The sequence below is a fragment of the Streptococcus sp. UBA3373 genome, assembly GCF_002360305.1.
Taxonomy (GTDB): domain Bacteria; phylum Bacillota; class Bacilli; order Lactobacillales; family Streptococcaceae; genus Streptococcus; species Streptococcus alactolyticus.
This window is the reverse complement of sequence record NZ_DEQF01000046.1, coordinates 1-25,313: the sequence shown is the minus strand read 5'-3', so window position 1 is coordinate 25,313 and position 25,313 is coordinate 1. Positions and strand designations below refer to the sequence as shown.

At 38.3% G+C, this 25,313-nt stretch carries 26 protein-coding genes, 1 tRNA gene and 1 pseudogene; 2 read left to right on the top strand and 26 right to left on the bottom strand.

Features of this window, described 5'->3' with window-relative positions; all coding sequences use genetic code 11:
* Positions 1-163: 163 nt before the first annotated feature.
* Positions 164-1,018 carry an HpaII family restriction endonuclease gene (locus tag B3R79_RS06000; protein WP_293695597.1) on the bottom strand — a complete coding sequence of 285 codons (855 nt, stop codon included), beginning with the start codon at positions 1,016-1,018 and terminating at the stop codon, positions 164-166.
* A 58-nt stretch (positions 1,019-1,076) separates the two neighbouring features.
* Here B3R79_RS06000 and B3R79_RS07445 point away from each other — a divergent pair, with 58 nt between their 5' ends.
* Positions 1,077-1,499 (top strand): tyrosine-type recombinase/integrase, encoded by a 423-nt coding sequence (locus tag B3R79_RS07445; protein ID WP_309297186.1) that lies wholly within the window; start codon positions 1,077-1,079, stop codon positions 1,497-1,499.
* Between the two features lie 120 nt (positions 1,500-1,619).
* Here the strand turns inward: B3R79_RS07445 and B3R79_RS05990 are convergent, their stop codons facing one another.
* The 12 genes and pseudogenes from B3R79_RS05990 to B3R79_RS05920 all read right to left on the bottom strand — a co-directional run bounded on the left by B3R79_RS05990 (position 1,620) and on the right by B3R79_RS05920 (position 12,556).
* Entirely contained in the window at positions 1,620-2,501 is an 882-nt protein-coding gene (locus B3R79_RS05990; RefSeq protein ID WP_168261411.1) for a class II fructose-bisphosphate aldolase, read from the bottom strand.
* Between the two features lie 188 nt (positions 2,502-2,689).
* Positions 2,690-2,775, bottom strand: a tRNA-Leu gene (locus B3R79_RS05985).
* A gap of 46 nt (positions 2,776-2,821) precedes the next feature.
* The gene (locus B3R79_RS05980) at positions 2,822-3,763 is read right to left on the bottom strand and encodes an alpha/beta hydrolase (RefSeq protein ID WP_168261412.1); all 942 of its coding nucleotides are present in this window, start codon (positions 3,761-3,763) and stop codon (positions 2,822-2,824) included.
* Positions 3,764-3,865: 102 nt separating this feature from the next.
* On the bottom strand, positions 3,866-5,470 hold the full coding sequence (locus tag B3R79_RS05975; protein ID WP_293695589.1) for a CTP synthase: 1,605 nt from the start codon (positions 5,468-5,470) through the stop codon (positions 3,866-3,868).
* Positions 5,471-5,729: 259 nt separating this feature from the next.
* A complete protein-coding gene (rpoE, locus tag B3R79_RS05970) occupies positions 5,730-6,311 on the bottom strand; it encodes a DNA-directed RNA polymerase subunit delta (RefSeq protein WP_168261413.1) in 582 nt (193 codons plus the stop codon).
* A gap of 180 nt (positions 6,312-6,491) precedes the next feature.
* On the bottom strand, positions 6,492-7,775 hold the full coding sequence (tig, locus tag B3R79_RS05965; protein ID WP_293695583.1) for a trigger factor: 1,284 nt from the start codon (positions 7,773-7,775) through the stop codon (positions 6,492-6,494).
* A 279-nt stretch (positions 7,776-8,054) separates the two neighbouring features.
* A complete protein-coding gene (locus B3R79_RS05960; RefSeq protein WP_239472535.1) occupies positions 8,055-8,351 on the bottom strand; it encodes a hypothetical protein in 297 nt (98 codons plus the stop codon).
* A gap of 128 nt (positions 8,352-8,479) precedes the next feature.
* A complete protein-coding gene (locus B3R79_RS05955; protein ID WP_293695580.1) occupies positions 8,480-9,466 on the bottom strand; it encodes a PTS transporter subunit EIIC in 987 nt (328 codons plus the stop codon).
* Positions 9,466-10,946: pseudogene (locus B3R79_RS07475) on the bottom strand (alpha-amylase family glycosyl hydrolase). Before B3R79_RS07475 ends, B3R79_RS05955 begins: the two are co-directional and overlap by 1 nt.
* Before the next feature lie 604 nt (positions 10,947-11,550).
* Positions 11,551-11,799, bottom strand: coding sequence for a hypothetical protein (locus tag B3R79_RS05930; RefSeq protein WP_293675057.1), 249 nt, complete (start codon positions 11,797-11,799; stop codon positions 11,551-11,553).
* 106 nt (positions 11,800-11,905) lie between these two features.
* Positions 11,906-12,184, bottom strand: a complete 279-nt coding sequence (locus B3R79_RS05925; protein ID WP_293695577.1) for an SIS domain-containing protein — start codon at positions 12,182-12,184, stop codon at positions 11,906-11,908.
* Positions 12,185-12,391: 207 nt separating this feature from the next.
* A complete protein-coding gene (locus B3R79_RS05920) occupies positions 12,392-12,556 on the bottom strand; it encodes a hypothetical protein (RefSeq protein WP_240928848.1) in 165 nt (54 codons plus the stop codon).
* 130 nt (positions 12,557-12,686) lie between these two features.
* On the opposite strand from B3R79_RS05920, the gene B3R79_RS05915 reads away from it, so the two are divergent.
* Positions 12,687-13,529, top strand: a complete 843-nt coding sequence (locus B3R79_RS05915; RefSeq protein WP_168261415.1) for a mechanosensitive ion channel family protein — start codon at positions 12,687-12,689, stop codon at positions 13,527-13,529.
* Between the two features lie 30 nt (positions 13,530-13,559).
* Here B3R79_RS05915 and B3R79_RS05910 read toward each other — a convergent pair whose 3' ends face one another.
* The 13 genes from B3R79_RS05910 to B3R79_RS05850 all read right to left on the bottom strand — a co-directional run bounded on the left by B3R79_RS05910 (position 13,560) and on the right by B3R79_RS05850 (position 25,169).
* On the bottom strand, positions 13,560-14,129 hold the full coding sequence (locus B3R79_RS05910) for a TIGR01440 family protein (protein WP_154454809.1): 570 nt from the start codon (positions 14,127-14,129) through the stop codon (positions 13,560-13,562).
* 31 nt (positions 14,130-14,160) lie between these two features.
* Positions 14,161-14,628 carry an ECF transporter S component gene (locus B3R79_RS05905; protein ID WP_168261416.1) on the bottom strand — a complete coding sequence of 156 codons (468 nt, stop codon included), beginning with the start codon at positions 14,626-14,628 and terminating at the stop codon, positions 14,161-14,163.
* Complete coding sequence (locus B3R79_RS05900; protein ID WP_168261417.1) at positions 14,615-15,382, bottom strand: bifunctional hydroxymethylpyrimidine kinase/phosphomethylpyrimidine kinase; 768 nt, start codon at positions 15,380-15,382, stop codon at positions 14,615-14,617. The genes B3R79_RS05905 and B3R79_RS05900 overlap by 14 nt, the downstream gene beginning before the upstream one ends.
* The gene (truA, locus tag B3R79_RS05895) at positions 15,372-16,121 is read right to left on the bottom strand and encodes a tRNA pseudouridine(38-40) synthase TruA (RefSeq protein ID WP_264879719.1); all 750 of its coding nucleotides are present in this window, start codon (positions 16,119-16,121) and stop codon (positions 15,372-15,374) included. Before truA ends, B3R79_RS05900 begins: the two co-directional genes overlap by 11 nt.
* A gap of 117 nt (positions 16,122-16,238) precedes the next feature.
* Positions 16,239-17,381, bottom strand: a complete 1,143-nt coding sequence (gene dnaJ / locus B3R79_RS05890; protein WP_168261419.1) for a molecular chaperone DnaJ — start codon at positions 17,379-17,381, stop codon at positions 16,239-16,241.
* Positions 17,382-17,701: 320 nt separating this feature from the next.
* Complete coding sequence (gene dnaK, locus B3R79_RS05885; RefSeq protein WP_168261420.1) at positions 17,702-19,531, bottom strand: molecular chaperone DnaK; 1,830 nt, start codon at positions 19,529-19,531, stop codon at positions 17,702-17,704.
* 82 nt (positions 19,532-19,613) lie between these two features.
* Positions 19,614-20,153: a nucleotide exchange factor GrpE gene (grpE, locus tag B3R79_RS05880; protein WP_168261421.1), complete on the bottom strand. Its 540-nt coding sequence runs from the start codon at positions 20,151-20,153 to the stop codon at positions 19,614-19,616.
* A 41-nt stretch (positions 20,154-20,194) separates the two neighbouring features.
* Positions 20,195-21,229 (bottom strand): heat-inducible transcriptional repressor HrcA, encoded by a 1,035-nt coding sequence (hrcA, locus tag B3R79_RS05875; protein ID WP_293695568.1) that lies wholly within the window; start codon positions 21,227-21,229, stop codon positions 20,195-20,197.
* Between the two features lie 128 nt (positions 21,230-21,357).
* Complete coding sequence (locus B3R79_RS05870) at positions 21,358-21,948, bottom strand: glycoside hydrolase family 73 protein (RefSeq protein ID WP_154454802.1); 591 nt, start codon at positions 21,946-21,948, stop codon at positions 21,358-21,360.
* Positions 21,945-22,691 carry a M15 family metallopeptidase gene (locus tag B3R79_RS05865; RefSeq protein ID WP_293695565.1) on the bottom strand — a complete coding sequence of 249 codons (747 nt, stop codon included), beginning with the start codon at positions 22,689-22,691 and terminating at the stop codon, positions 21,945-21,947. Before B3R79_RS05865 ends, B3R79_RS05870 begins: the two co-directional genes overlap by 4 nt.
* Positions 22,675-23,379, bottom strand: coding sequence for a histidine phosphatase family protein (locus B3R79_RS05860; RefSeq protein WP_168261479.1), 705 nt, complete (start codon positions 23,377-23,379; stop codon positions 22,675-22,677). The genes B3R79_RS05865 and B3R79_RS05860 overlap by 17 nt, the downstream gene beginning before the upstream one ends.
* Before the next feature lie 174 nt (positions 23,380-23,553).
* Positions 23,554-24,891: a PFL family protein gene (locus B3R79_RS05855; RefSeq protein WP_168261478.1), complete on the bottom strand. Its 1,338-nt coding sequence runs from the start codon at positions 24,889-24,891 to the stop codon at positions 23,554-23,556.
* A gap of 11 nt (positions 24,892-24,902) precedes the next feature.
* Positions 24,903-25,169 carry an ACT domain-containing protein gene (locus tag B3R79_RS05850; RefSeq protein ID WP_293695562.1) on the bottom strand — a complete coding sequence of 89 codons (267 nt, stop codon included), beginning with the start codon at positions 25,167-25,169 and terminating at the stop codon, positions 24,903-24,905.
* Positions 25,170-25,313: the final 144 nt, after the last annotated feature.

Genomic DNA, 25,313 nt, shown 5'->3' with positions numbered 1-25,313 from the left:
TTTTTATAACTTTCTATGAACAAAATTTTCATATGGTTTTAATCAAGTTGTTCTGAGTAGTGTGAACTTTTATTGAAACTTTTGCAAATAACTAAAACCTTATTTGGATTGTTAATGAAAATTTTTGCTCTCCATTGTGAACAGTTATTAACCCCGCACCAGTTCAACTGCTAGATGGACTATCAAATTTTGTATTCCTAAACAAGTAATTCCGTAGTTTATTTCTATCATAAATATGATAGCAGAGGACTTCACCATCATCTTTTACAACAATATATCCTCCATTAGCATCTTCCAATCCTGTCCATTTTGTATTCGGCTCCATCCCAAGTGCAACAGCTACTAATAGGTCTTTAACTTTATGAATTATTATTTCCTTATCTTCAGAAAATTCATCGCAATACTTATCCACTACGTCAGAAATTGACTTTCCTTCTACAAAATAAGATTCTAAAAATAAATTACCTAAAATTTCTGGCATTCTATAATCTACCATCTGCAAATTTCTATTAAATGTTTCATTTATCATACTATCAAAATCTAAAAGAACTCCTTTATCTTTGATATATTCGACACGATCCTTGATTTTTGTTCTAGTATTAATATTATGTAAAAATTCAACTTCATATGTGGAAAGAGGTCTCGATAACTTATATTGGACTTTTGTCACACCGCTTGCGTTAAGTAGTGTAGGCTTATTTCCAATATAAGATTTAATTGAGAATCCAATTATAGGCTCAGCACCAGTGAAGTCATCATGTATTTTAAATATGATATCTTTTTTACTATCATTACTTGCTTTTATTTTTGTTATCTTTATTTTTTGTAAGAATGGTTCAATTTCTGGAATTTCAAAAGTTCCTTTACCAGATTTAATAGATTCAAGAACAATTTGAGAAAAGAATTCAAATTCCTCATATGGAATTTCTATACATTCTAGGTTATTTACTAATAACAAGACTTTATTAGTAAACTCAATTCTCTTATATTCCTTATTTATGGCACCTTCTTGCTTTATAGCACTTAAAATTACATAAAAGCTCTTTTCAACTTTTTCTAAATTTTCGTCAGTTGAAATTCTACAAGAAGAAATTGAATTAAATCATCATCATATAGAATTCAATCCAGACTATAAAGATAATGGATGGATTTTCACATCTAAGAGCATCCATAAACCTGATTACAATGGAACTCCTCTTCATTACAGTGTCTTAAACAACTTCCTCAACTCTTCAGAAAATGGTAAACTAAACCGCAAGGGAAAGCCGAGACGAGCAGGCATCGATATTGACAATAAGCTTAGTTTCAAGAAACATATTACAACTCATATCTTCCGACACACGCATATCAGCTTTTTAGCTGAACAAGGAGTACCCTTGGAGGCCATTCAAGATCGTGTTGGACACACAAGGGGGAGTCGAGTAACACAAATCTATTTACACGTTACACAGAAGACTAAGAACACAATCACTCCAATGATTGATCAATTGACAAAATAAACATAATTGCGCTACTTCTATAATCAAAACGAACTGAAATTTAGAAATCGGGGGCAAAACATAAGAAAAAGGCTTGTCCATATTGGACAAACCCTTTATTTTCAAGCTTATATAATCTAATTAAGCTTTGTTTGCTGAACCGAATACGTCGATACGTTCTTCAACAGCTTCTGTAATAGCTTCGAAACCTGGTTTCAAGAATTTACGTGGGTCGAAAAGTTTTTTCTTATCGTATTCTGCTTCATTTGCTTCGTAGTCAGCAACAAATTTACGAGTTGCTTTTGCAAATGCGATTTGGCATTCAGTGTTAACGTTAACTTTAGCAACACCAAGTTTGATAGCAGCTTTGATTTGGTCATCAGGAATACCAGATCCACCGTGCAATACAATTGGGAAACCAGGAATCGCAGCAGTTAATTTTTCAAGGTGATCAAGGTGAAGACCTTTCCAGTTTTCTGGGTATGGTCCGTGGATGTTACCGATACCTGCAGCCAAGAAGTCGATACCAGTTTCAACCATAGCTTTAGCGTCTTCGATTGGAGCAAGTTCACCGTCACCGATGATACCATCTTCTTCACCACCGATAGTACCAACTTCAGCTTCAACTGAGATACCTTTAGCGTGTGCTTTAGCTACAACTTCTTTAGCTTTTTCAAGGTTTTCTTCGATTGGAAGGTGTGAACCGTCAAACATAACTGAAGTGTAACCAACTTCGATACATTCCAAAGCATCGTCAAAGTGACCGTGGTCAAGGTGAATAGCAACTGGTACAGTGATACCCATTGATTCTACAAGGTTTTCGATAAGTGTTTTACAAAGTTTGTAACCACCCATGTATTTAGCAGCACCCATAGAAGTTTGGATAAGGATTGGAGCTTGTTTAGCTTCTGCTGCACGTAGGATTGCTTGAGTCCATTCAAGGTTGTTTGTGTTAAAACCACCAACTGCGTAACCATTGTCACGAGCTGCTTGGACAAATTTTTCTGCTGAAACGATTGCCATTATATAGGCCTCCTATTTATTTTTTGGGATATTCCCCATTTACAAGTACATTTTATCACAAATTAATTCAGATTGCTAGTATTACTTACGAATTGGAGAGTTTTTTCACAAATCACAGTTTTGAAACCCATAAAATACAAAAAAAGAGAGAATACCAAGATTCTCTCTTTTCATACGTGTTTTTACTCTGCGGAAAGAGGGACTTGAACCCTCACGATCTAAAGCGATCACAGGATCCTTAGTCCTGCGCGTCTGCCAATTCCGCCATTCCCGCTGTTCCTTAACAACGTATTATATTATATCAGCTACCCAAGAAGATGTCAATAACTTTTTTCATATTTTTTCAAAAATTGTGCTATTTTTTCCATGTAGCCTTTCGGATCGGTTTCAAAAGAGTTGGCATGCTTAGCTCCTTTGACAATATACAATTCTTTTGGTCCTTTAGTGGCTTGATAATTTTTGTAAACCATGCTAGTTGGAACAAAATCATCTTGACTACCATGGATGAACAAAATAGGCAATGTGTTTTTCTTCAGCTGGTTAACACTACTTGCTTCACCATAAGAGAATCCAGCTCGCAATTTCGACAAGGCAGAAACCTCATACAAAATCGGAAATGCCGGTAAATTGTACATTTCTTTAGCTTGGTATTTCAATTCATCCCAAACGCTGCTGTAGCCGCAATCTTCAATAATACCAACGACTTGTTTTGGCAAGCTTTCTTCTCCAGAAGCCATCATCACAGTCGCTGCTCCCATTGACACACCAAATAAGGTAATCTGAGAATTGGGTTTTTTCTCTACCAGTAAATCAGCCCACTTGATGACGTTTAGGCGGTCATTCCAACCATAACCAATAATACGCCCCTCACTGTCCCCATGTGACATATTATCAGGCATCAGAACGTTGTAGCCCAACTCATGAAACATCCACGCATAAGGCTTCATATCCTCTTTATCATTGGTAAACCCATGCACAACGATAACTGTCTTATCCGTTTGTGTTTTAGCAGGTAAATACCAAGCATCTTGCTTGAGCCCTTGATTGGTCATCCAAAGCGTTTCTTTTGGCAATTGATCAAATTCTTGCTCATATTGATACAAGGGATTGTCTTTTGAACGCCCATTGTTGTTGATAAAAGACTTTTCTTCACGAATTTGCGCTACGTGGAAGAAATAAAAACTCGCTCCAACACTAGCCGCAAAAACCAGCAGTACTCCCCACAAAACGACACGACTTTTTCTAATTCTCAAATTTCTCATAGTAACTATTATACTATATTTTCACCCCTAAAAAGTAAAATCAAAGTGAAATTTGGTTAAAAAAAGATTCTCTAAGCACTTGCTTGAAGAATCTTTGATTTATTATTTGCTATTTTCGATTGCCGCTGTCACAAAAGCAGTGTAGAGTTCTTCTGGACGGTTTGGACGGCTTTGAAGTTCTGGGTGGTATTGAGCAGCTACGAAGAATTTCTTCTCTGGCAATTCAACCACTTCCATCAAGCGGTTATCTGGTGACACACCTGAAAAGACAAAGCCAGCTTCTTCAAATTGGTCACGGAATTTCGTGTTGAATTCGTAACGGTGACGGTGACGGCGTTGCACCACTTCTTGGTTATTATAAGCTTGTGCTGCACGTGAACCTGGTTTCAATTTACATGGGTAAAGTCCTAGACGGAGTGTTCCACCCATGTCTTCAATATCGATTTGATCACGCATGATATCGATGATTGGGTATTTTGTATCAGGATCAAGTTCGGCTGAGTTAGCCCCTTCTAAATGCAAGACGTTACGGGCAAATTCCACACAAGTCAATTGCATACCAAGACAGATACCAAGCATTGGCACGTCATTTTCACGCGCATAGCGGATAGCTTCAATCTTACCTTCTGTACCACGTTGACCAAATCCACCAGGAACAATGATACCATCAACATCGCCAAGCATTTCTTCAGCATTTTTAGCTGTCAAATCATTGGCATTAACCCATTTGAGGTTGATAGCTGTATCGTTGATGTAACCTGAGTGTTTAAGAGCTTCAACAACTGAAAGGTAAGCATCTGGCAATTCAACGTATTTCCCAACAAGGGCAATTCGTGTTGAGTTTTTAAGATTCATAATCTTATCAACCATTGCAGACCATTCTGACATATCCGCTTTTGGCACATCCAATTTCAAGTGGTCACATACGATTTGGTCCATGTTTTGAGCTTGCATATTGAGTGGAATTTGGTAAATATGATCCACATCAAGTGATTCAATAACAGCTTCTGGAGCCACGTCACAGAATTGAGCCAATTTGTTTTTAATGCCTTGCCCAGCTGGTTTTTCTGTACGGATAACCAACATATTTGGTTGAATCCCTAATCCACGCAACTCTTTTACAGAGTGTTGAGTTGGTTTGGTTTTCATTTCACCAGCTGCCTTCAAGTAAGGTAACAAGGTTGTGTGAATGTACATCACATTGTCAGAACCAACGTCTGCCTTCATTTGGCGCAATGCTTCAAGGAAAGGAAGGCTTTCAATATCACCAACAGTACCACCAACTTCAGTGATAATAACATCAGAATCTGTCGTAGCTGCAGCACGTTTAATTTTTTCTTTCAACGCGTCTGTGATATGTGGAATAACCTGAACAGTTGCTCCAAGGTATTCCCCTTTACGTTCTTTTCGAAGCACTTCGCTATAGATTTTACCAGTTGTAACATTCGAATATTTGTTAAGATTAATATCAATAAAACGTTCGTAGTGACCAAGGTCAAGGTCTGTTTCAGCCCCATCATCAGTCACGTAAACTTCACCGTGTTGGTAAGGACTCATTGTCCCTGGGTCAATATTAATGTAAGGGTCAAATTTTTGGATGGTTACCTTAAGCCCGCGATTTTTCAATAAACGACCAAGACTTGCAGCGACAATACCTTTACCAATAGAAGACACCACACCACCAGTAACAAAAATATACTTCGTCATTAAAAAACTCCTTTAAAAATAAAATGATAAGTGCTTGAATAAAATCGCATCACTTATAATTAGCGTTTGGGTAGCCTTGTCGGCATGGGGTTCCAACGCACATAGACAACTATTTTAAAAAAACAAAAACAGCCCCCTAAAAGTTAGGGAGCTTTTACATGACCTCTCAAATCAAAAAGAGGTGCCCGATTAACATTATATGTTATCTTTGATAAATTGTCAAACGATAACCATAATGATCTGATTGTTTTCGAAAAACTTATTCTTCCTCGTCCAAATCATCATCGTCGTCATCGTCATCTTCTTCGTTGATGTCAACGTCTTCGTCTAATTCATCATCAGGGATGATTTCGTTGATTTCTGAATCGTAAGATTCCACTTCTGATTTTTCATCATCTGGATTTTCTTCGTCGTATTCCATATCAGCTAATTTTGGTGTGAAATCTTCATCTTCTGGATCATCGTCTGAGTAGTCAATAGCATCTTCATCACCATCCATGAAGGCATTGACACGTTTTCTCTTGCGTTTTGGTTCTCCGTTTTCATCTTCTTCAAGAGTGATGATTTCTTCGTCAATCTCATCAATAGCATACCATGAACGAAGGCCCCATTTGTTATCCCCAAGTGGAATAAAACTACCATCCACATTTAATGCAGAATAAAAGTAAGGTAACGCTTCACGAATATCTGCGTCTGATTTTTCGAGGTAATTTTGAATCTCGTTCACAAGATCGCTGAAGTACATCTCATGATCACGGCCACGCTCTTCTAAAATAGCACGAGCTACTTCAACCATTGAGAGTTCATTTTTTTCTTGTCCAGCAAATACTTCTAATTCCAAGGTAATTCTCCTTATTTATTTTAGGATATGAGCCAGTAGCTACAAAAAACCTATTGTCTAAAATTTGTCACTCTTTATTTTACGCTAATTTTAGGTATTCGTCAAAAGATTTTTCAGCAAAAATAATAAAAAGTCAAGTAATACAAGATTACTTGACTTGAATGGTTCGTATCAGTAAGCTTATTTCACTTTAACTGAGCTTGTGATAACATCAACCGCTTTTTTCATTGCGATATCATGTTTAAGCATTTCAGGTGAAAGAAGGTGACGAACTTGTTCCACTTCCATGTTGTATTCTGAAGCCAAATCGTTGATTTCTTTTTCGATTTCTTCGTCGCTAGCTTCAAATCCTTCAGCTTTAGCGATTGCTTCGATAACAAGGTTTGTTTTAACGCGTTTGTCAGCGTCTGCTTCGTATTGTTTGTGAAGGTCTTCTTCAGATGTACCTGTCAATTGGTAGTACATTTCTGGAGAGATACCTTGGCGTTGCATGTTGCCCATGAATTCGTTCATTGCACGGTGTACTTCGTCATGAACCATTTCTTCTGGCAATTCAACGATTTCTGCGTTTTCAACAACCAATTCAATGGCAGCAGCTTCAACAGCGTCATCGTAAGCAATTTCTTTAGCTGATTCAAGTTCTTTACGGTATTTAGCTTTCAATTCGTCAAGTGTTTCCACTTCTTCGTCGATATCTTTAGCCAATTCATCGTCAAGAGCTGGTACTTCTTTTGCTTTTACTTCGTGGATAGTTGTCACGAATTTAGCGTCTTTACCAGCAAGGTCTTCAGCTTGGTAGTTTTCTGGGAATGTTACGTTAACTTCAACAGTTTCACCAGCTTTAGCACCAACTAATTGGTCTTCGAAACCTGGGATGAATTGACCTGAACCAAGTTCAAGTGAGAAGTTTTCGCCTTTACCACCGTCAAATTCAACACCGTCAACTGAACCAACGAAGTCGATAACAACAGTGTCACCAAGTTCTGCAGCGTCGTCTTTAACAACCAATTCAGCAAGGTTGTTACGTTCGCGTTCTACTTTTTCATCTACTTCAGCATCAGTAACTTCTTTTGTAGCGTCAACTGAAACTTCAAGGTCTTTGTAAGCACCAAGTTTCACTTCTGGTTTTGTAACAACTTCTGCAGTCAAAGTCCATTCTTGACCTTTTTCCATTGATTTGATGTCAATTTTTGGTTGAGCAACAACGTCAAGGCTAAGTTCAGCAACAGCTGCTTCGTATGCTTCTGGAAGAATAGCGTTCAAAGCATCTTCGTAAAGAGCTTCTTCACCAAATTTTTGGTTGAATACGGCACGTGGCATGTGTCCTTTACGGAATCCAGGTGCGTTCAAATCTTTCTTAATTTTATTGAATGCTTTGTCAAGAGCTGGTTTGATTTTGTCTTGACCAATTGTGAATGTAATCACACCACGGTTAGTGGCTTTGTTTTCAAATGATACAGACATGAGGTCATTTCTCCTTAAAATTTTATATACAGTTTAGTTTATCATATTTTAGAGGCTTTTTAAAGTTTTTTGTATAAAATAGTGATGTTTTTACCATTCTAAAACCAGTAAAAAAGGTTCTAGATATACATTCAACAGTGCAAGCAAAAATACAACTATTGTCATCCATGTTTGGATTGGGATTCTACATAACTACCTAAAATGAATCTATAACATTTTAAATGCACCCTAGTATTCAGATATAAAACCTCATACTAGGATGCAGTTCTTTAAAAATAATTATTCGTCTTCCACTAAAATTTCATCTGGAATTGCAAGTAATTTTGTCAACGTGTAGCACACTACTACAGTAATAACTGAAACAGCAAAATAAACAAGTAACTGATAGCTATTATAAATGTACATTAGATATGACGGAACTACTGCTAAACCATACGAATTAGATTGAATACGAAAAATTGAAAGTATGGCTGCTCCAAGTCCAGAAGAAAAAAGCATAATATACAATGGCTTAAGATTATATCTTAAATGCAAACCAAACAAGACAGGTTCACTAACTCCGAATAATTGTGACATGAAAGCTCCCATTACTGTCTGTTTTACCTTAGCATTTTTAGCAGAACTATAGAAAGCTAAAGAAGAACCAAGATTGGCAACACCTACATGGCACAAAGTGTAATCAGTTGGTTGAATTCTGTATTAGCTCATAAAGAGGTCTCAATAACAACATACATATGATGAAGTCCTGTAATAACAGCTAGTGGATAAGTAGCTCCTACAAAGAAACCACCTATTCCAAATGGTATGTTCATTACTGCTTGAGTAACAGCAATCAATATAGTCTCCAACCAATGAACTATTGGAGCAAACCCTAATAATGCTATTACAATTGTTGCAAACATCGTAAGAAATGGAGTCATAATCAAATCTAAAGAATTTGGCATTACTTTTCGTAGTTTACGTTCAATAGTCGCTCCAATATAACCAGTTAAAATAGCTGTCACAACCGATCCTTGTGCTCCCATTACAGGAAGAAAACCACCAACCATAATTGCCTTTGTATCGCCTGATGGAACAGAATAAGCATTAGGTAACTGAGGAGCTACTAACATTAAACCAATAACCAAACCAATCATAGATGTTCCTTTAAAAACACGAAAGGAAGACATCGTAATTAATGCTGGTAAGAAGCTAAAAACTGTATCCGTCAGTACTGAAACCAATGAATTTAAGTAGTCTGGAAAAATATCTGTTGATAAGCCAAAAAGTGATAAAACATTATCATTAAAAATAACACCTTTTAGCCCCAAAAATAAACTAGTAGCTGCAATAACAGGAACAATAGGTACAACAATATCCCCTAGTGTTCTCATCAACGCTTTTATACCTTTTTCTTGAGACTTAACATACTCATCTTGCTGACTTTTATCTATAGTTGAAACATTCATTGCCTCCAACTCTTCAAATACTTTATTGACAATTCCTGTCCCTAAAATAATCTGATACTGACCGCTATTGAAAAATGTTCCTTTAACTTCATCAACTTTTTCAATAGCTTTTGTATCTATTTTATCCTTATCTTTAACAATTAAACGCAAGCGTGTGGCACAATGGATTGCTGATACAATATTATCAGGTCCAACTATTTCTAAAATCTCACTTGCTATATCATGGTATTTATTATTTGTCATCAGATTTTCTCCTTTATTAGTACCGCTCCATAAGTTTCCAATTGTAATTTATTATTAAAACTCTTTACTTGTCCGTTATCTAATAAAATTTCAATACGATTTTTAAACTTATCTAAAATCTTCACATCTTCAGAAAAGTTAATAACTATAAAATAAGAATTTTGACTATCGTATCTTCTGTAGATAAAAATATCTTCGTCCTTATCCTCAAGAAAATCAATTTTTCCAAACGTTAACGCTTCATGCATAGGACTTTTTTTGATTTGGATTAATTTTTGATAAAAATGCCAAAGACTTGATGAAGTTTTAACTTGACTTGCCACATTCCTAACTTGTTATCTCTCTGTAATATATATCCAAGGTTTAACGTTTGAAAAACCAACAAATTCAGATTCATCCCATTGCATAGGAGTCCGAGCATTGTCTCGACTACGATAATTTATAATATCCATCGCCTCCGCTGGAGTTAAGCCTTCTGAAATAGAGTAACGCAAGAGCTTTTTGAGCAGCAGAACTTGTTTGCTGAGACCCAAGATATTTACTTGGTGCTCTATTTTGATCATGATTTTCAATAAAAGGAGCTCCCCAGCCAACTTTTTGAATAGCTACCTGAGAGTCTTTTATTTTATTAAATAAATCCTTAGGCTTCCATTTAATAGGTTTAAACTACTCACTACCACTTGCTACATCCAAATCTGCAGCTTTAAAATCAAAGATCATTGAAAAGAATCCATCTTTTCCAATGAAGTCATCAAGTTGATCATATTCCACACCTGGTGCTTCTGCGATGGTAACTGCTTGATTTGACTTAAAGCATTTTTCTTGTAATTCAGACAAAAAAATTTCTATACTCGGTTGATTACGGCTAACTTTTGTACACTTAGCCAATCCATCTACTCCATCTGGTTCAATAGATTGGAATTTAAGATCTTTTTTAATAAATGTAATCGCATCAACTCTAAATCCCGAAATTTCTAAGTCTAACCACTAGTTAATCATTGTATAGATTTCATTTCTTAACTCAGGGAGTTTTTCCCCAGACATTTCCTCCAAAAATCGAACACCAATTTGTTGGAGGAGTAGGAGACTCTTTAAAAATATAGTAATTTCTATATTTTGAATTTTTGTCTCTTAATGCTTTCTGAAACCAGATATGTTCATCTGAGGTATGATTAACTACTAAATCTAAAATAATTTTTATGTCTCGCTTTTTAGCTTCATGTAATAAATCCTTAAAATCATCGATTGTTCCAAACTCTGGAGCAATAGTATAATAATCTGAGATATCATATCCATTATCTGCCATAGGAGATTGGTAAATTGGACTTATCCAAATGGAGGTTATTCCTAGATCTGCTAAATAATCCAAGCGCGAAATAATTCCTTGTATATCTCCAACTCCGTCACTATTACTATCTTGAAAACTCCATGGGTAAATTTGATAAATAACTTCAGATTGCCACCAGTTTCTACTATTCATTCTTTCACCTCAATGTTTTGTTTCCGTTTACATTTTTTATTATAGATATAAAAAAAACTACTAGGCAACCGTTCCTAGCAGTTTTATAAATATGCTCTCCTTTTAAACTTTTTTACTAAAAATGTAAAATTGTCCATTATTCTAATTGTAGTTTCAAATAAAGCATTTCAAGCGCCAAAATAGAAGGTGTAATAAGCATTTGTGAATATCTAAAATCGGAATGGCGACTATCATCCACAGTCGGAATCAACATATGTTCATTTGAAATAACGGGTATATACCGTACATCACTTAGTAAAACTGTATACACACTGCTCATTTGATGACTGTCATGTAAAATAATCGGATAATCTATGTTACTATCAATAGACAAGAAAAACAAAATATTATTTCTTATCTCATCAAAAGTAGCACTTAAAGATTTTGTATTTGGTAAAATAAAAATCGGCTTATTAATGGGAAAAAAATTCGTTGAAACTCTTTTGCTAACCTCAACTCCAATTCACTATAGGCGAATATATATTTCTTTGCTTTCAAACAACTTATCTTTTAATTGTGAGATTTCATATCTATCAATATATTCTACAATATCATGATAAGTTCTTCAAACCAAATCACGATTAGCAATTTTGTTATCAGAAACTTCCTTCAAGATTGCTTTTAGTTCACCAAAACCAGTTAAACCTAATTTTTGACAGAATCTAAAGGCAGTTGTTGTTGAAACATGAGTATGAGCCGCTACACTCGAAATTGTGATATTAGTACTAGCAGAAGAAGTTAAATAATCATAAATCTGCCAATCAATTGGTGTCATTTTTAGTTTTTTTCTATGAACTATTTCGCTTAGTGTCACCCTTTTGACTCCTTTCTAACTCATCTACATATTCTAAGAATAATTGTTCAATAATAAAATAAAAAGTAGTACTTACTTCATAAGTTAACCTAGTAGGAGTTTTTATTTATTCTGTTGGTACGTAAAGACAATAATCAGATAATTGGGCCATCGTATTTCTTGAAGTACAAGTAAAAACTACTCTTGTTATTCCTCTTATTTGACTATCTATTAATAAATTTACTCCTTCTGCGGATTCACCCTTATAAGATAACAAAATCAATAAATCTTTTTTTGTCATATTATCCTTCAGGTAATCGTATTCACCCTTATCAAAAAAACGATAACCTTTTTTCCTACAGAGGTAAATAGCATCTAAGCATTTCAACTTCAAGCTTCTGTTCATTGCCTGTACCATATAGGTAAAGTGTATTGGTTTTTATCAATAATTTAATAACCGAAGTTAAATTTAATTTTTCAAAAATTTGATCAATATAAGTGTGATAATTTTGTACAACTTTAGTAAAGCTTGATTCCTTCTTAAACGCTTTTGGAGAACTATCTTTTTGAAGAATGTACTTCAATTCTGCAAAACTCTCAAGATTTAATTTTTTTAACAATCGAAAAATACTTGAACGTGAAACAAGAAAGCATCTGCTAATCTTCGACTAGTCAACTCCTTAGGAGGTGTCTCTAATTGCTGCAAATAAGCAACTATTTTTTTCTCTTGAAGATTGAGATCCTCATAATGAGCATTTACTAGTGAAATAAAATCCATCTATGACTCCAAGTTTCTAATTAATTTCTTATTTTAAACTAAAGTTTAAAAAATCTCCACTTAATAAAAAACCTTATCCTTATTTATCTATAGCTTGCCTCTTCTACTATTTTTTACTAAACTAAATAGTATGAAAATTATTAACGATTACATTGAACAACTTCATGTTGAGCAGGTGGCTTTTAATGTGATTTCTAAGGTCGTTTCGCTGCTCATTATTTTGCTTTTGTTTCTTATTGCCAAGCGAGTGGCTGAATTTATTTTTGAGCATGCCATCAAAAAATCCATTAGCTTGTCGCATCAGACAGAGGCTCGGCAAAAGACCATCATCAAGCTACTTCACAATATCATGAATTACACCTTGTATTTTATGCTCATTTATTGTGTGCTTTATGTATTAGGCATTCCAATTTACAGCCTTCTTGCTGGGGCTGGGCTTGCTGGGGTTGCTATTGGACTTGGAGCTCAAGGTTTTTTGACCGACGTGGTCAATGGATTCTTCATTTTACTTGAAAATCAATTTGAAGTGGGGGACTCTGTGGTGTTGGATTCTGTGGAGGGAACTATTGCCAGCGTGGGTATCCGCACTACTCAAGTTCGTGGTTTTGATGGTACCTTGAATTTCATTCCCAACCGCAATATCACTGTCGTGTCAAACAAATCTCGCGGCAATATGCGTGTGCAAATTGACATTCCCATTTATGCGCATAGTGATTTGGAAGGTATTTCAACAATTATCAAGCAAGTCAACGCTGAAGAGCTTGCCAATTATCCTGCCATTGTTGGACAACCGAGCATTTTAGGACCACGAACCAATACGGCTTCGCAGCTCGTCTTTCGTGTGAATATCATCGTTCAAAACGGCACTCAAGAGGAAATTTACACTCAATTTTATAGCCTTTACCAAGAAGCGCTTTTGGAGCATGGCATTGCCTTGCCAACCATGTACACTAACCCTGTCAAAAGCAAATAAACCAGTACGTCTGTACTGGTTTTTGTGTTATCAGATTAAACTCTTACGAATAGGGTCAGGCGTGTAGGTCGCACGATTGCCACCAATTAATTTTGGACGGCTAGCAAGGGCCGTAACGTGCGCTTTCCCCAATTCACGACTCACTGGAATCAAAGGAACTTGGACGCGTTTGACGTGCATACCAATAAAAGTATCGCCAATATCCAAGCCAGCATGAGCCACGACTTCTTCAACTTCCACAGGGTCTGACATCAATTTGAAGGCTGCCACTTGACCGCTGCCACCTGCGTGCAGGTTAGGAATGACATTGACGATTTCCAAATCTTTTGCCTCTACCACTTCTCTTTCTACCACCAAAGCACGGTTTAAATGTTCGCAGCCTTGAACAGCCAAGTGAATGCCACGTTTTCCCAGTTCTTCCAATAGCACTGACACAACCACTTCGCCAACCTCAGCGCTGCTATTCTTGCCAATGTTACCTCCGATAACTTCGCTTGATGATAAGCCAAGGACAAAAAGCTGTCCTTTTTTAATAGCAGAGCGTTCAATGACATCAACAACAATCGCACGCGTTTGTGTTTCTAATTCCTTTAAATCCATGCTAACCTTCTTCCTTTGTTTTCTTTAGCTATTAGCGCTTTTCGATGCGTGAATAAGCGAGGTAAATCAAGTAACCAACCAGCATTCCAAAGCAGTTTTGCAAGAGATTGCCCAAAATACCAGCCAAAGCTGCACCCAGACCATAGCCCAGTAGCAAAGTCGCGATAAAATACCAACCAACCATTGACACACTCGCCAAAATCAACCCCAAAGGTCGCTTTTTCCCGCTCCAACCAGCAAAGTAACCTTGGGCACCGTGGGCAATCAGACTGTGAATCATGTACTGAGGATACCCCAGCAGTAAATCAATCAAAAAGCCTGACAAGCCACCCACAACCGCACCAGCTCTTGATCCAAGGTAAAACGCCGTGAAATAAATACCAGCATCTAACAGGGTCAAATAACCTGTTGGTGTCGGAATATGGATATAGGCTAAAACCACGCTCAAAGCCGTCAAAACCGCCATCAAGGCAATATCACGTGTATTAGTTCTCCTCATAATTCTGCTTTACTCCGTATTGGTCTGAATGGCGAATAGCTTGATAGACAAAGTCTTTTGACAGTTTCACCGCCTCTTTTGGTGAATGCCCAAGCACCAATTGACTGGCAATGCTTGAGGCAAACGTACAACCCGCACCGATATTGTTATTGTCAAGGACGGGTGATTCCAAAACAGTCCAATCTTCACCGTCATAAAAGACATCAATCGCCTTGTCTTGACTCAAACGATTGCCACCCTTAACCACCACATATTTTGCGCCTAACTGGTGCAATTGTTTGGCAGCTGCCTTCATATCGTCCAAGGTTTTGATTGATTTTTGGGTCAATAGCTCCGCTTCTACCAAGTTTGGTGTGATAATGGTCACGTAAGGGAAGAATTTCAACAACTCATCACGCAGAGCTGACACTTCCACATCATGTTTTTCCTTACAAACCAAAACAGGGTCCAACACGATAGGAATCTCTTGATGCGTTTTAACAAAATCCAGTGCCAAATCAGCAATTGTCACATTGGGCAACAAGCCTAATTTGATACCTGAAAACGGCACATCTTTTAGGCTATTGAGCTGGTGAGAAAAGACGGTTTCATCGGTTGCAAAAACGTCAAAACCTTTTTCTGTCAATGCTGTCAAACACGTCACAGCCAAAAAGCCGTGGAGCTTATTGGTCGTGTAGGTTGCCAAATCAGCATAAAGCCCACCGCCACTGAAAATATCGTTTCCTGAAATAGCCAAAATATAATTATTCGTCATAAATAATCTCCTTCAAATAAAGCCCATTGCCTGCTGCCGTTGGTCCTGCCAAATCACGATTTTTCGACTCCAAAACCGTCTGAATTTGACTGACTGGCATCCGACCGTTACCGATTTTCAACAAGGTTCCCACCATGTTACGCACTTGTTTGTACAAAAAGCCATTGCCGCTAAACGTAAAGACATAAAAACCTGTCTTTTCATCAATGTCAACTGTCGCTCGTGTAATCGTACGCACCTTATTTTCCACCGATGTTCCAGAGGCGGTAAAACCCGTAAAATCGTGCGTTCCCACCAAATCCTTAATAGCCTCTTGCATAGCAGCCAAATCCAACGGATAAGCGTAATGCGTAGCGTAATGCCGCATCATCGGATTTTTAGGACGTCCCGCATCCACTAAAAATTCGTAGGTTTTGCTATGCTTGTTGTAGCGAGCATGAAAGTCATCGCTAACTTGTTCGACACGCACCACATCCATATCCTCTGGCGATTGCGTATCCAAACCAAATCGCAATTTTTCCACATCACGCGCTTGCGGCAAATCAAAATGCACAACTTGCCCATAAGCATGCACACCCGAATCTGTCCGCCCAGCACCGTGTACCTTAACAGGTTGACCACTATTTAGCTTTTGCAAGGTTTTTTCTAACTCTTCTTGAACCGAACGCTCACTTGTCTGACGCTGAAAACCAGCAAAGAGCCTCCCATCATAAGAAATTGTTGCTTTATATCTAACCATGACTGTATTTTATCATCTTAGCAAAAGACTTTCCAGAAAATTTAGATCAATCTGTCCCCATACAGATGAAGTGCCACAAAAAAGAAGCTAGACCTCTTGGTCTAACCTCTTTCTATCTTATTCCCCTTCGAAAAAATCTTTGGCTTTATCGAACAAACCTTTTTTCTTAAGAGTGACTGGCTTGTCACCACCAGCCTTAGCAAAATCTTTCAATGCTGCAACTTGGGCAGGGTTGAGTTTTGTTGGGGTTACAATATTAACGGTAACGTGTTGGTCACCTTGACCGCCACCACGCAATTTAGGAGCCCCTTTACCTCTTAGACGGAAAGTCTTACCTGTTTGTGTTCCTGCTGGAATTGTCAATTCAACCTTACCATGTACAGTTGGTACTTCAACCGTATCACCAAGAGCTGCTTGAACAAAACTAATGTTCATGCTGTAATAGATGGTTGAGCCGTCACGTTCAAATTCCTTGCTTGGTAAGACTTTAATGATGACAAAGAGGTCACCATAAGGTCCACCGTTAAAGCCAGCTTCCCCTTGACCTTGCAAGCGGATTTGTTGACCTGTTTCAACCCCTGCTGGGATTTTAACAGATACTTTGTGTCTTTTCTTTTCATGACCACTACCATGACAAGTGGGACATGGGTCTTTGATTTCTTTACCAGTACCGTGGCAGACATCACAAGTGACTTGACGACGCATCATACCAAGTGGGGTTTGTGTATCGACGTTAATGACACCTTGACCATGACAACGGCTACATGTTACAGGGCTAGTACCTGGCTTAGCTCCTGTACCAGAGCAGGTTTCACACGTTGCTTCACGGTTGTAAGACACTTCTTTTTCAACACCAAAGACAGCTTCTTCAAAAGTCAAGTCTACACGGTATTGTAAGTCATCCCCCTGACGAGGTGCATTTGGATTACGTGTTGCACCACCGCCACCGAAGAAACTTGAAAAGATGTCTTCAAAGCCGCCAAATCCAGCTCCACCGTTAAAGCCATCAAAGCCACCGGTACCACCACCGAAGCCACCGTTGGCTCCAGCAGCACCGTATTGGTCGTAAGCAGCACGTTTTTGTTCGTCACCTAAGGTTTCATAGGCTTCTTGAACTTCTTTGTACTTTTCTTCTGCACCAGGTTCTTTATTTATATCTGGGTGATATTTTTTCGACATTTTGCGATAAGCTTTTTTAATCTCATCTTGCGAAGCGTCCTTTGAAACACCCAAACGATCGTAAAATTCTGTATTATTCATAATTAAGATACAAAGGGCGTTAAGCGGACAAAGTCAAATAGAAGATGCGACAAGAAATATTGACGTCCTCGAAAAATCTATCTATCTGACACAGTCCGTAGCCCGTGCTCATTTCTGAGCACTTTCCTTTCTTCATCATTAAAAAGATTGGTCAACATAATGCTACTACTTATTCAAAAACAGAGGTTGATGTTTTGCAACCTCTGGATTCTTTATAACTTATCAAGAAACAAAGTCGATTAACTTCATTCAGTCAGTAAGTCATCTGCAAATAGCTAGGGCCGTTTCGTAAAATGGAACCCTAACGTTTCTTGGATGAATTATTTTTCAGTAAATTCGCCGTCAACAACGTCATCACCATTGTCTGATGAGTCAGTTGATTGAGCACCTTCAGCACCTTGTGCTGCTTGTTGAGCTGCAGCAGCTTGTTCGTACATTTTAACAGCAAGTGCTTGAGCTTTTTCATTAAGAACTTCAAGTTTAGCTTTCATATCTTCAAGATTGTTAGCTTCTTGAGCAGCTTTCAATTCATCAAGAGCAGATTGAGCAGCATCACGTTCTGTATCAAAGCCTTTGCCTTCAGTTTCTTTGATTGTTTTTTCTGTTGCAAAGATAGCTTGATCAACTTCGTTACGAAGGTCAACTTCTTCTTTACGTTTAGCATCAGCTTCTGCGTTAGCTTCTGCATCTTTCATCATTTTTTCAATTTCTTCATCAGTCAAACCTGAGTTAGATTGGATAACGATGTGTTGTTCTTTTTGAGTACCAAGGTCTTTAGCTTTAACAGATACGATACCGTTTTTATCGATATCAAATGTTACTTCGATTTGAGGGATACCACGAGGTGCAGCTGGGATATCAGTCAATTGGAAACGACCAAGAGTTTTGTTATCAGCAGCCATTGGACGTTCACCTTGAAGAACGTGGATATCTACAGCTGGTTGGTTATCAGCAGCTGTTGAGAAGACTTGTGATTTAGAAGTTGGGATAGTAGTGTTACGATCGATAAGTTTTGTAAATACACCACCCATAGTTTCGATACCAAGTGACAATGGAGTTACGTCAAGAAGAACGACGTCTTTAACATCACCAGTGATAACACCACCTTGGATAGCAGCACCCATAGCAACTACTTCATCAGGGTTAACTGATTTGTTTGGTTCTTTGCCAGTTTCAGCTTTAACAGCTTCTACAACGGCAGGGATACGAGTTGAACCACCGACAAGGATAACTTCGTCAATGTCAGACATTGAGAGACCAGCATCTTGAAGAGCTTGACGAACTGGTGTTTTTGTACGGTCAACAAGATCACGAGTCAAATCATCAAATTTCGCACGTGTAAGGCTTGTTTCCAAGTGAAGAGGTCCAGCAGCACCTGCAGTGATGAATGGAAGTGAAATTTGTGTTTGTGTCACACCTGAAAGGTCTTTCTTAGCTTTTTCAGCAGCATCTTTCAAACGTTGAAGAGCCATTTTATCTTGGCTAAGATCTACACCATGTTCGTTTTTGAAGTCAGCAACTAACCAATCAATGATTTTTTGGTCAAAGTCGTCCCCACCAAGTTTGTTATCACCTGCTGTTGCCAATACATCAAAGACACCATCACCAAGTTCAAGGATTGACACGTCGAATGTACCACCACCAAGGTCAAATACTAAGATTTTTTCATCTTTATCTGTTTTATCAAGACCATAAGCAAGGGCAGCAGCTGTTGGTTCGTTAACGATACGTTCGACTTCCAAACCAGCGATTTTTCCAGCGTCTTTTGTTGCTTGACGTTGTGCGTCGTTGAAGTAAGCAGGAACAGTGATAACAGCTTTTGTTACTTTTTCACCAAGGTAATCTTCAGCATAACCTTTAAGGTATTGAAGAATCATAGCTGAAATTTCTTGTGGTGTGTATTCTTTACCGTTAGCAGATACTTTTTCAGAAGTACCCATTTTAGATTTGATTGAAATAATAGTATCAGGGTTTGTTACTGCTTGACGTTTTGCAGCATCACCAACGATGATTTCACCATTTTTGAATGATACAACTGAAGGTGTTGTACGGTTACCTTCTGGGTTTGCAATGATTTTTGCTTCAGTTCCTTCAAGAACTGCGACAGCTGAGTTTGTAGTACCTAAGTCAATACCAATAATTTTAGACATAATCTTTACCTCTATTTTTTAAATCGTTTTTTACATTTTTTATTGCTAGTTCACAATCAAACAAACTAACCTTTTGTTTTCATTAGTTATAGACGACAACCATTGCTGGACGAAGCAAGCGGTCGTGTAATTTATAGCCTTTTTGAAGGACTTCTGCGATGCTATCCACAGGATGGTCATCATCAGCAGGCAAGGTTTGAACAGCCATGTGCAAGTTATGGTCGAAGTTATCCACAACCACTTCTTCAACACCCTCTTCTTTAAGGGCTTGAATCAAGCTATTGCGGGTCATTTCAAGACCTTTTTTAACGTCATCTGTCAAGCCTTCAACCGCAAGGGCACGTTCCAAATTATCCAAACTTGGCAAAATACCTTTGGCTAAATCTTGTGATCGATACTTTTGCAATTGTTGACGTTCTTCATTTGCACGACGCTGGATATTTTGCATTTCAGCATGAGCACGAAGGTATTTGTTTTCCAAATCTTCCGCACGCTCTAAAGCTTTTTGCAATGCTTCGTTTTGAGCATCCTCTGGTGTTTGCTCGGTTTCTTTTTCTTCAGTCACAACATCAGTGGCTTCAACTTCTTTTTGAAGTTCTTCGTTTTTCTTTTCTTCAGACACTGTGTCCCTCCCTTATCTTTTTATCACATTCATTACCAAATTTAGTTGACCTCGTAGTGATTACTATTTAAATAACGGTAATAATCACCAAGCTTCATCGCCAAGACACGCCCGATAACATTGATCAAGCTAACACTTCGACGATAATCCATATCGATGGGTCCAATCAAGCTAAGCAGACCAAATCCACGATAAGGAATCAAAAAGCGATGGGTCAAGACAGTTACATTAGACAAGGCAGCTTCTTCACTATCTGCCACCTGAACCGATGCAACCTCACCTTCTTTCATCGAAGACCTTAATGCTAAGGCAACCCGTTGCTTGTCATCAAGGAAACGATAGGTTTCTAAGCTAGCATAGTCTAACGAATGAACCTTACCAGCCACAAAGACCAATTCCTTAAACAAATCCGCAAAAATATAATCAAACAAATTCAATACATTATCCGTTACAGTGAAATACTTTTGCAAAATTTGAGGAATCTCAGTCCGCAACTTGTAATGGATATCCATCACCGTGCGTCCTAATAACCGTTCATTGACAATATCTTTTAAGGTCGCCAAATCCTTCAACATAAAGTTTTTCGGAATCGCAAATTGTATGGTCGCAGGTTTACATTCATCCAAAGTTAAAACAGCTAAAGCATCGTGATTTGACAACTGAACGATATCAAAAGCTGTCAGTTTTTGGCAAGCAGGTTCAACATCCAAAATAACGGAAGTGTAACCCGACATATCCGATAAAATCTGACTTGCCTTATGCAAAATATCATCTAATTTAAATGGTTCAAAGTCAAACGCTTTGATGACTTGATAAATGTCACGCTCATCAATACTATCTAGATTCAAGGAATGTTCTACAAAGTATTTGAATCCAGCAGCACTGGGCATGCGTCCACTAGAGGTGTGCGCCTTTTCAAGCAAGCCCAATTTTTCTAACTTGGCCATATCGTTTCGAATAGTCGCGCTACTCAAATCAATGCTTGCTTGCAAAGTCTTAGAGCCGATGGGTTCATGTGTCTGCGTAAACAATTCGACAATGACATTCAAGATGTCATTTTGACGTTGTGTAATCATCTCATGCCTCCCTTCGTCTTTTAGCACTAACACCTGTTAACTGCTAACCATAATTTTATTATACTCTTTTCTTCGGGACTGTCAAGAGAAAAACTCAAAAAATTAGCACTCTTTTTTTAGAGTGCTAATCAGGCATCGTATTTCGTTAAATCGTAAGTTTCGATAATCTTTATTAGTTTTGTGGCATAATCAGGGTCGCTACTAAATCCAATGTCTTGCAAGGCTTGAGCAGGCTTTTTATAACCTTTATTAGATACCAAAATATCATAAGCACTTTGGCTATCGTGCAATTTGCCTGATTGCAATAAGTCACAATAATCATAAATGGCATCTGTCCAAGATTTGTAAACCACAAAGCGTCCTTCTTTGGTTTGCCATTTGTTTAAAAAATAAGTCTGATAGGTTAATTTAACCGATTTTTGACCAGATTGAGCCTTGATGGCAAATAAATTATGGTATTTGACAGCTAATAAATTGCTGCCATAATCAGATTCTAGAGCTGCTTGTGCTAGGATAATTGACGGGGAAACCCCATAAGATTTAGCCACTTTTTGAACCGTAGGAGCAATTTCCTCAAAAAAAGCTTTTTGATTGTAAGAAACCGCCATTTTTTCTGAGGAACTTGGCACCGAGCGATTGAGATAAAGCGGGGTAACCACCCCGACTAAAAAAACGGCAATAAAGAGCAAAAACTGTTTGAAAGAAAATCTCGAACTCATTGATTATTCTCCTTCAACAAAGCAATGTATTCTTCCAAAGTCAAGTTGTGCTCAGTAATGTATTTGGCTGATTCAGGTCCGACATAGCGGAAATGCCAGTCCTCGTAATCAACACCAGTCGAGTCACTCTTGCCTTCAGGAAAACGCAAAATAAAGCCATATTTAGGAGCAATTTCTTGGATTTTTGCTACCACATTAGGGTCACTCTCATTTAAAGAATCCACTGTACTCATGTCAATGGCGAGCCCCGTTTGGTGTTCGCTCGCTCCTGCTGGTTGAGAATACGTTTTAACCACTTCTTCAGCTTCTGCTTGAGTGAGATTTGGATTGGCTGCCATTTCTTGTGCTACATAACTGTTAAATAAAGATTCTTGATAGGCAACACTGCGGTAGCCAGAAATCAAGTGTTCACTAGGGTCAATCGTCTGAGCTTCAGCCAAAAAGCCTTGAACCGCGTTAGCAATCCGAGAATCTACATAAATATTGCCAATTTGCGTGACATCGGGATTCATTTCTTCCTTGGTATTGTCGCGATTGACCAAAACCAACTCCCAAGAATCACTGGAAACTTTTGGCAATTCAGACGTCTGCTCCTTAGAGGATGCTTCTGTTTGAGCTGTTGGCGCTGCATTCGAGGCCGTCTGAATCTTATCATCTCTAACCAACAGAAAAACCGTTAGCAAAAAGCCAATAATTAAGGCCAATACTAAACTAATTACTAATACACTACGCTTTTTTCTCATTTTCTCTTTCTTCTAATAGCTGTTTACCGCGTAAACGATAACTCATATCACCAATTGATTCGATTGTGAATTTGCCATCGGCATAATCCACAACAGAAACACTACCATTATCTAAACCAAGTCCTCTTGGCGTTGAATGGTCAATTAACCATAAAAAAGTACTAATGGTCATGCCGTGACTCACGACAATAGCATTGCCACCACCAGTAGCCTCCATTTGTTCAGCAATTTCTGTGAAACCTGCCAAAATACGAGTGCTCAACACTTCCCAAGTTTCAGCCCATCCTGCCGTATCTACTTGACGAATGGCTTCGACCATTTCTTGATAAGTGAGTTTTGACATATCCTTATCCACAATTCGTGGCAAAACCCCGTGGAAAAGTTCCCCATCATAGCCACCGTCCAAGCTACCAAAACACCACTCACGAATGCGTTTATCACGCGTATAAGGAATCGCTTCTTGCTGACATTCTCGCAAAATAATCTCCATAGTTTGCAAGGTCCGTCCACTATCGCTCGAAAAAGCAGCCTTAAACTGGATACCCGAATCTTTCAGACCCAATCCGAGTTCTTCAATACCACGTTCCCCTTCAGGCGTTAGCGGACTATCACTCCAACCTTGTGCACGACCAATTGTGTTAAACATCGTTTTTCCATGACGAATAATATACAATTTTGTTGCGACCATAATGCTTCCTCCTAGATTGATTCACCTAAAAACTAAAACTCGTATCCGCTTGCATTGTACCCCTTCATTATAGCACATTTTTCAAGCGCTACGACATACTGATGTGGTGAGTGCAAAGATTTTAAAAAGAAAAAACCTAGAGGCAGCTGTAGCAACCCTAGGTCGTGTATGCAATTAGTTTTTAAAGCTATGAACAGGTGCTGGAATCTGCCCCCCACGCTTGATAAAGTCAGCAGAAGAGTTACTATTGACACGCATAACAGGTGCCGTTCCCAGTAAACCACCAAATTCAATCATGTCGCCTTCTTTTCCTTTTGGAATAATACGGACAGCCGTTGTTTTTTGGTTGATAACACCAATAGCCGCTTCATCCGCAATCATAGCCGCAATGGTTTCATGTGGCGTATCCTCAGGAATAGCAATCATGTCCAATCCAACAGAACAGATAGCCGTCATTGCTTCTAATTTTTCCAAATTCAGCGAACCATTTTGTACCGCAGCAATCATTCCCTCGTCTTCAGAAACAGGGATAAAAGCACCTGACAAACCACCAACTTGGTTACAAGCCATGATACCACCTTTTTTCACTTGGTCATTCAACAAAGCAAGAGCCGCTGTTGTCCCATGTGTTCCCACAGCTTCCAAGCCCATTTCTTCAAGGACACGAGCAACAGAATCCCCGATAGCAGGTGTTGGCGCCAAAGATAGGTCAACAATCCCAAATTTAACCCCCAAACGCTCACTGGCCATTTGCCCAACCAATTGACCAATACGAGTGATTTTGAAAGCCGTCTTTTTAACCGTTTCTGCAACCACATCGAAGCTTTCACCACGCACTTTTTCAAGAGCACGTTTCACCACACCAGGTCCAGAAACGCCGACATTGATAACAACATCTGCTTCACCAACACCGTGGAAGGCACCCGCCATGAAAGGATTATCCTCCACAGCATTTGCAAAAACAACCAATTTCGCCGCACCTAAGTCTGACAATTCAGCCGTTTCTTTGATAACACGACCCATATCAGCCACCGCTGTCATGTTAATACCTGACTTCGTTGATCCAATATTGACCGAAGAGCACACCTTAGACGTTTCTGCAAGCGCACGAGGAATAGAATTGATCAAGATTTCATCACCTTTTTGGTAACCTTTTTGAACCAAGGCAGAAAATCCACCAATAAAATCAATTCCAATATCATTAGCAGCTTTATCCAAAGCATGAGCCAAAGGCAAGTAATCCGTCGCATCTGTCGCTGCCCCAATAATAGAAATCGGCGTCACAGAAACTCGCTTATTCACAATTGGAATACCCAATTCAGCTGCAATCTCATCTCCAACTTGGACCAGCGATCCCGCTTTTTCCACAACCTTCTTATAAATCTTATCAGCTGCCTTGTTAATGTCAGAATCAATACAATCAAGAAGAGAAATCCCCATGGTAATCGTACGAACATCAAAGTTCTGCTCTTCAATCATCGCAATCGTTTCAGTGACTTGTTTAATATCCACGCTTTCTCTCCTTAAATGTTGTGCATCGCATCAAAAATCGCTTCGCTTTGAATGTTAATTTTAACGTTCAAAGATTCCCCATAAGCCTCAAATTCAGCACGCAATTGCGTAAAATCTTGCTGCTCGTCAGATGAAACAATAGCCACCATGGTAAAAAATTCGTCCAAAACTGTTTGCGAAATATCATCAATATTCAAACCTAATTCAGCAATTTTTGCTGACACAGCAGCAACAATCCCTTTTTTATCCTTACCAACAACCGTAATAATCGCTTTCATAAGTTCCTCCAAAATATGATTTGATTAATTTTACCATAATTTTCAGAAAAATACCATGCTAGATTTAAAAGAAACCCTAAAAAACGAATTATTTTTGATATTAAAAGACAAATCATTCACTTTTTTCTATTCCTTAAAGTCCAG

Coding starts and splice junctions, on each gene's coding strand:
- B3R79_RS05990 (WP_168261411.1), bottom strand. CDS start 2,501: ATGGCAATCGTTTCAGCAGAAAAATTTGTCCAAGCAGCTCGTGACAAT.
- B3R79_RS05980 (WP_168261412.1), bottom strand. CDS start 3,763: ATGAGAAATTTGAGAATTAGAAAAAGTCGTGTCGTTTTGTGGGGAGTA.
- B3R79_RS05975 (WP_293695589.1), bottom strand. CDS start 5,470: ATGACGAAGTATATTTTTGTTACTGGTGGTGTGGTGTCTTCTATTGGT.
- tig (WP_293695583.1), bottom strand. CDS start 7,775: ATGTCTGTATCATTTGAAAACAAAGCCACTAACCGTGGTGTGATTACA.
- B3R79_RS05960 (WP_239472535.1), bottom strand. CDS start 8,351: ATGTCACAATTATTCGGAGTTAGTGAACCTGTCTTGTTTGGTTTGCAT.
- B3R79_RS05955 (WP_293695580.1), bottom strand. CDS start 9,466: ATGACAAATAATAAATACCATGATATAGCAAGTGAGATTTTAGAAATA.
- B3R79_RS05925 (WP_293695577.1), bottom strand. CDS start 12,184: ATGAACAGAAGCTTGAAGTTGAAATGCTTAGATGCTATTTACCTCTGT.
- B3R79_RS05920 (WP_240928848.1), bottom strand. CDS start 12,556: ATGGATTTTATTTCACTAGTAAATGCTCATTATGAGGATCTCAATCTT.
- B3R79_RS05915 (WP_168261415.1), top strand. CDS start 12,687: ATGAAAATTATTAACGATTACATTGAACAACTTCATGTTGAGCAGGTG.
- B3R79_RS05910 (WP_154454809.1), bottom strand. CDS start 14,129: ATGGATTTAAAGGAATTAGAAACACAAACGCGTGCGATTGTTGTTGAT.
- B3R79_RS05905 (WP_168261416.1), bottom strand. CDS start 14,628: ATGAGGAGAACTAATACACGTGATATTGCCTTGATGGCGGTTTTGACG.
- B3R79_RS05900 (WP_168261417.1), bottom strand. CDS start 15,382: ATGACGAATAATTATATTTTGGCTATTTCAGGAAACGATATTTTCAGT.
- truA (WP_264879719.1), bottom strand. CDS start 16,121: ATGGTTAGATATAAAGCAACAATTTCTTATGATGGGAGGCTCTTTGCT.
- dnaJ (WP_168261419.1), bottom strand. CDS start 17,381: ATGAATAATACAGAATTTTACGATCGTTTGGGTGTTTCAAAGGACGCT.
- dnaK (WP_168261420.1), bottom strand. CDS start 19,531: ATGTCTAAAATTATTGGTATTGACTTAGGTACTACAAACTCAGCTGTC.
- hrcA (WP_293695568.1), bottom strand. CDS start 21,229: ATGATTACACAACGTCAAAATGACATCTTGAATGTCATTGTCGAATTG.
- B3R79_RS05870 (WP_154454802.1), bottom strand. CDS start 21,948: ATGAGTTCGAGATTTTCTTTCAAACAGTTTTTGCTCTTTATTGCCGTT.
- B3R79_RS05865 (WP_293695565.1), bottom strand. CDS start 22,691: ATGAGAAAAAAGCGTAGTGTATTAGTAATTAGTTTAGTATTGGCCTTA.
- B3R79_RS05860 (WP_168261479.1), bottom strand. CDS start 23,379: ATGGTCGCAACAAAATTGTATATTATTCGTCATGGAAAAACGATGTTT.
- B3R79_RS05850 (WP_293695562.1), bottom strand. CDS start 25,169: ATGAAAGCGATTATTACGGTTGTTGGTAAGGATAAAAAAGGGATTGTT.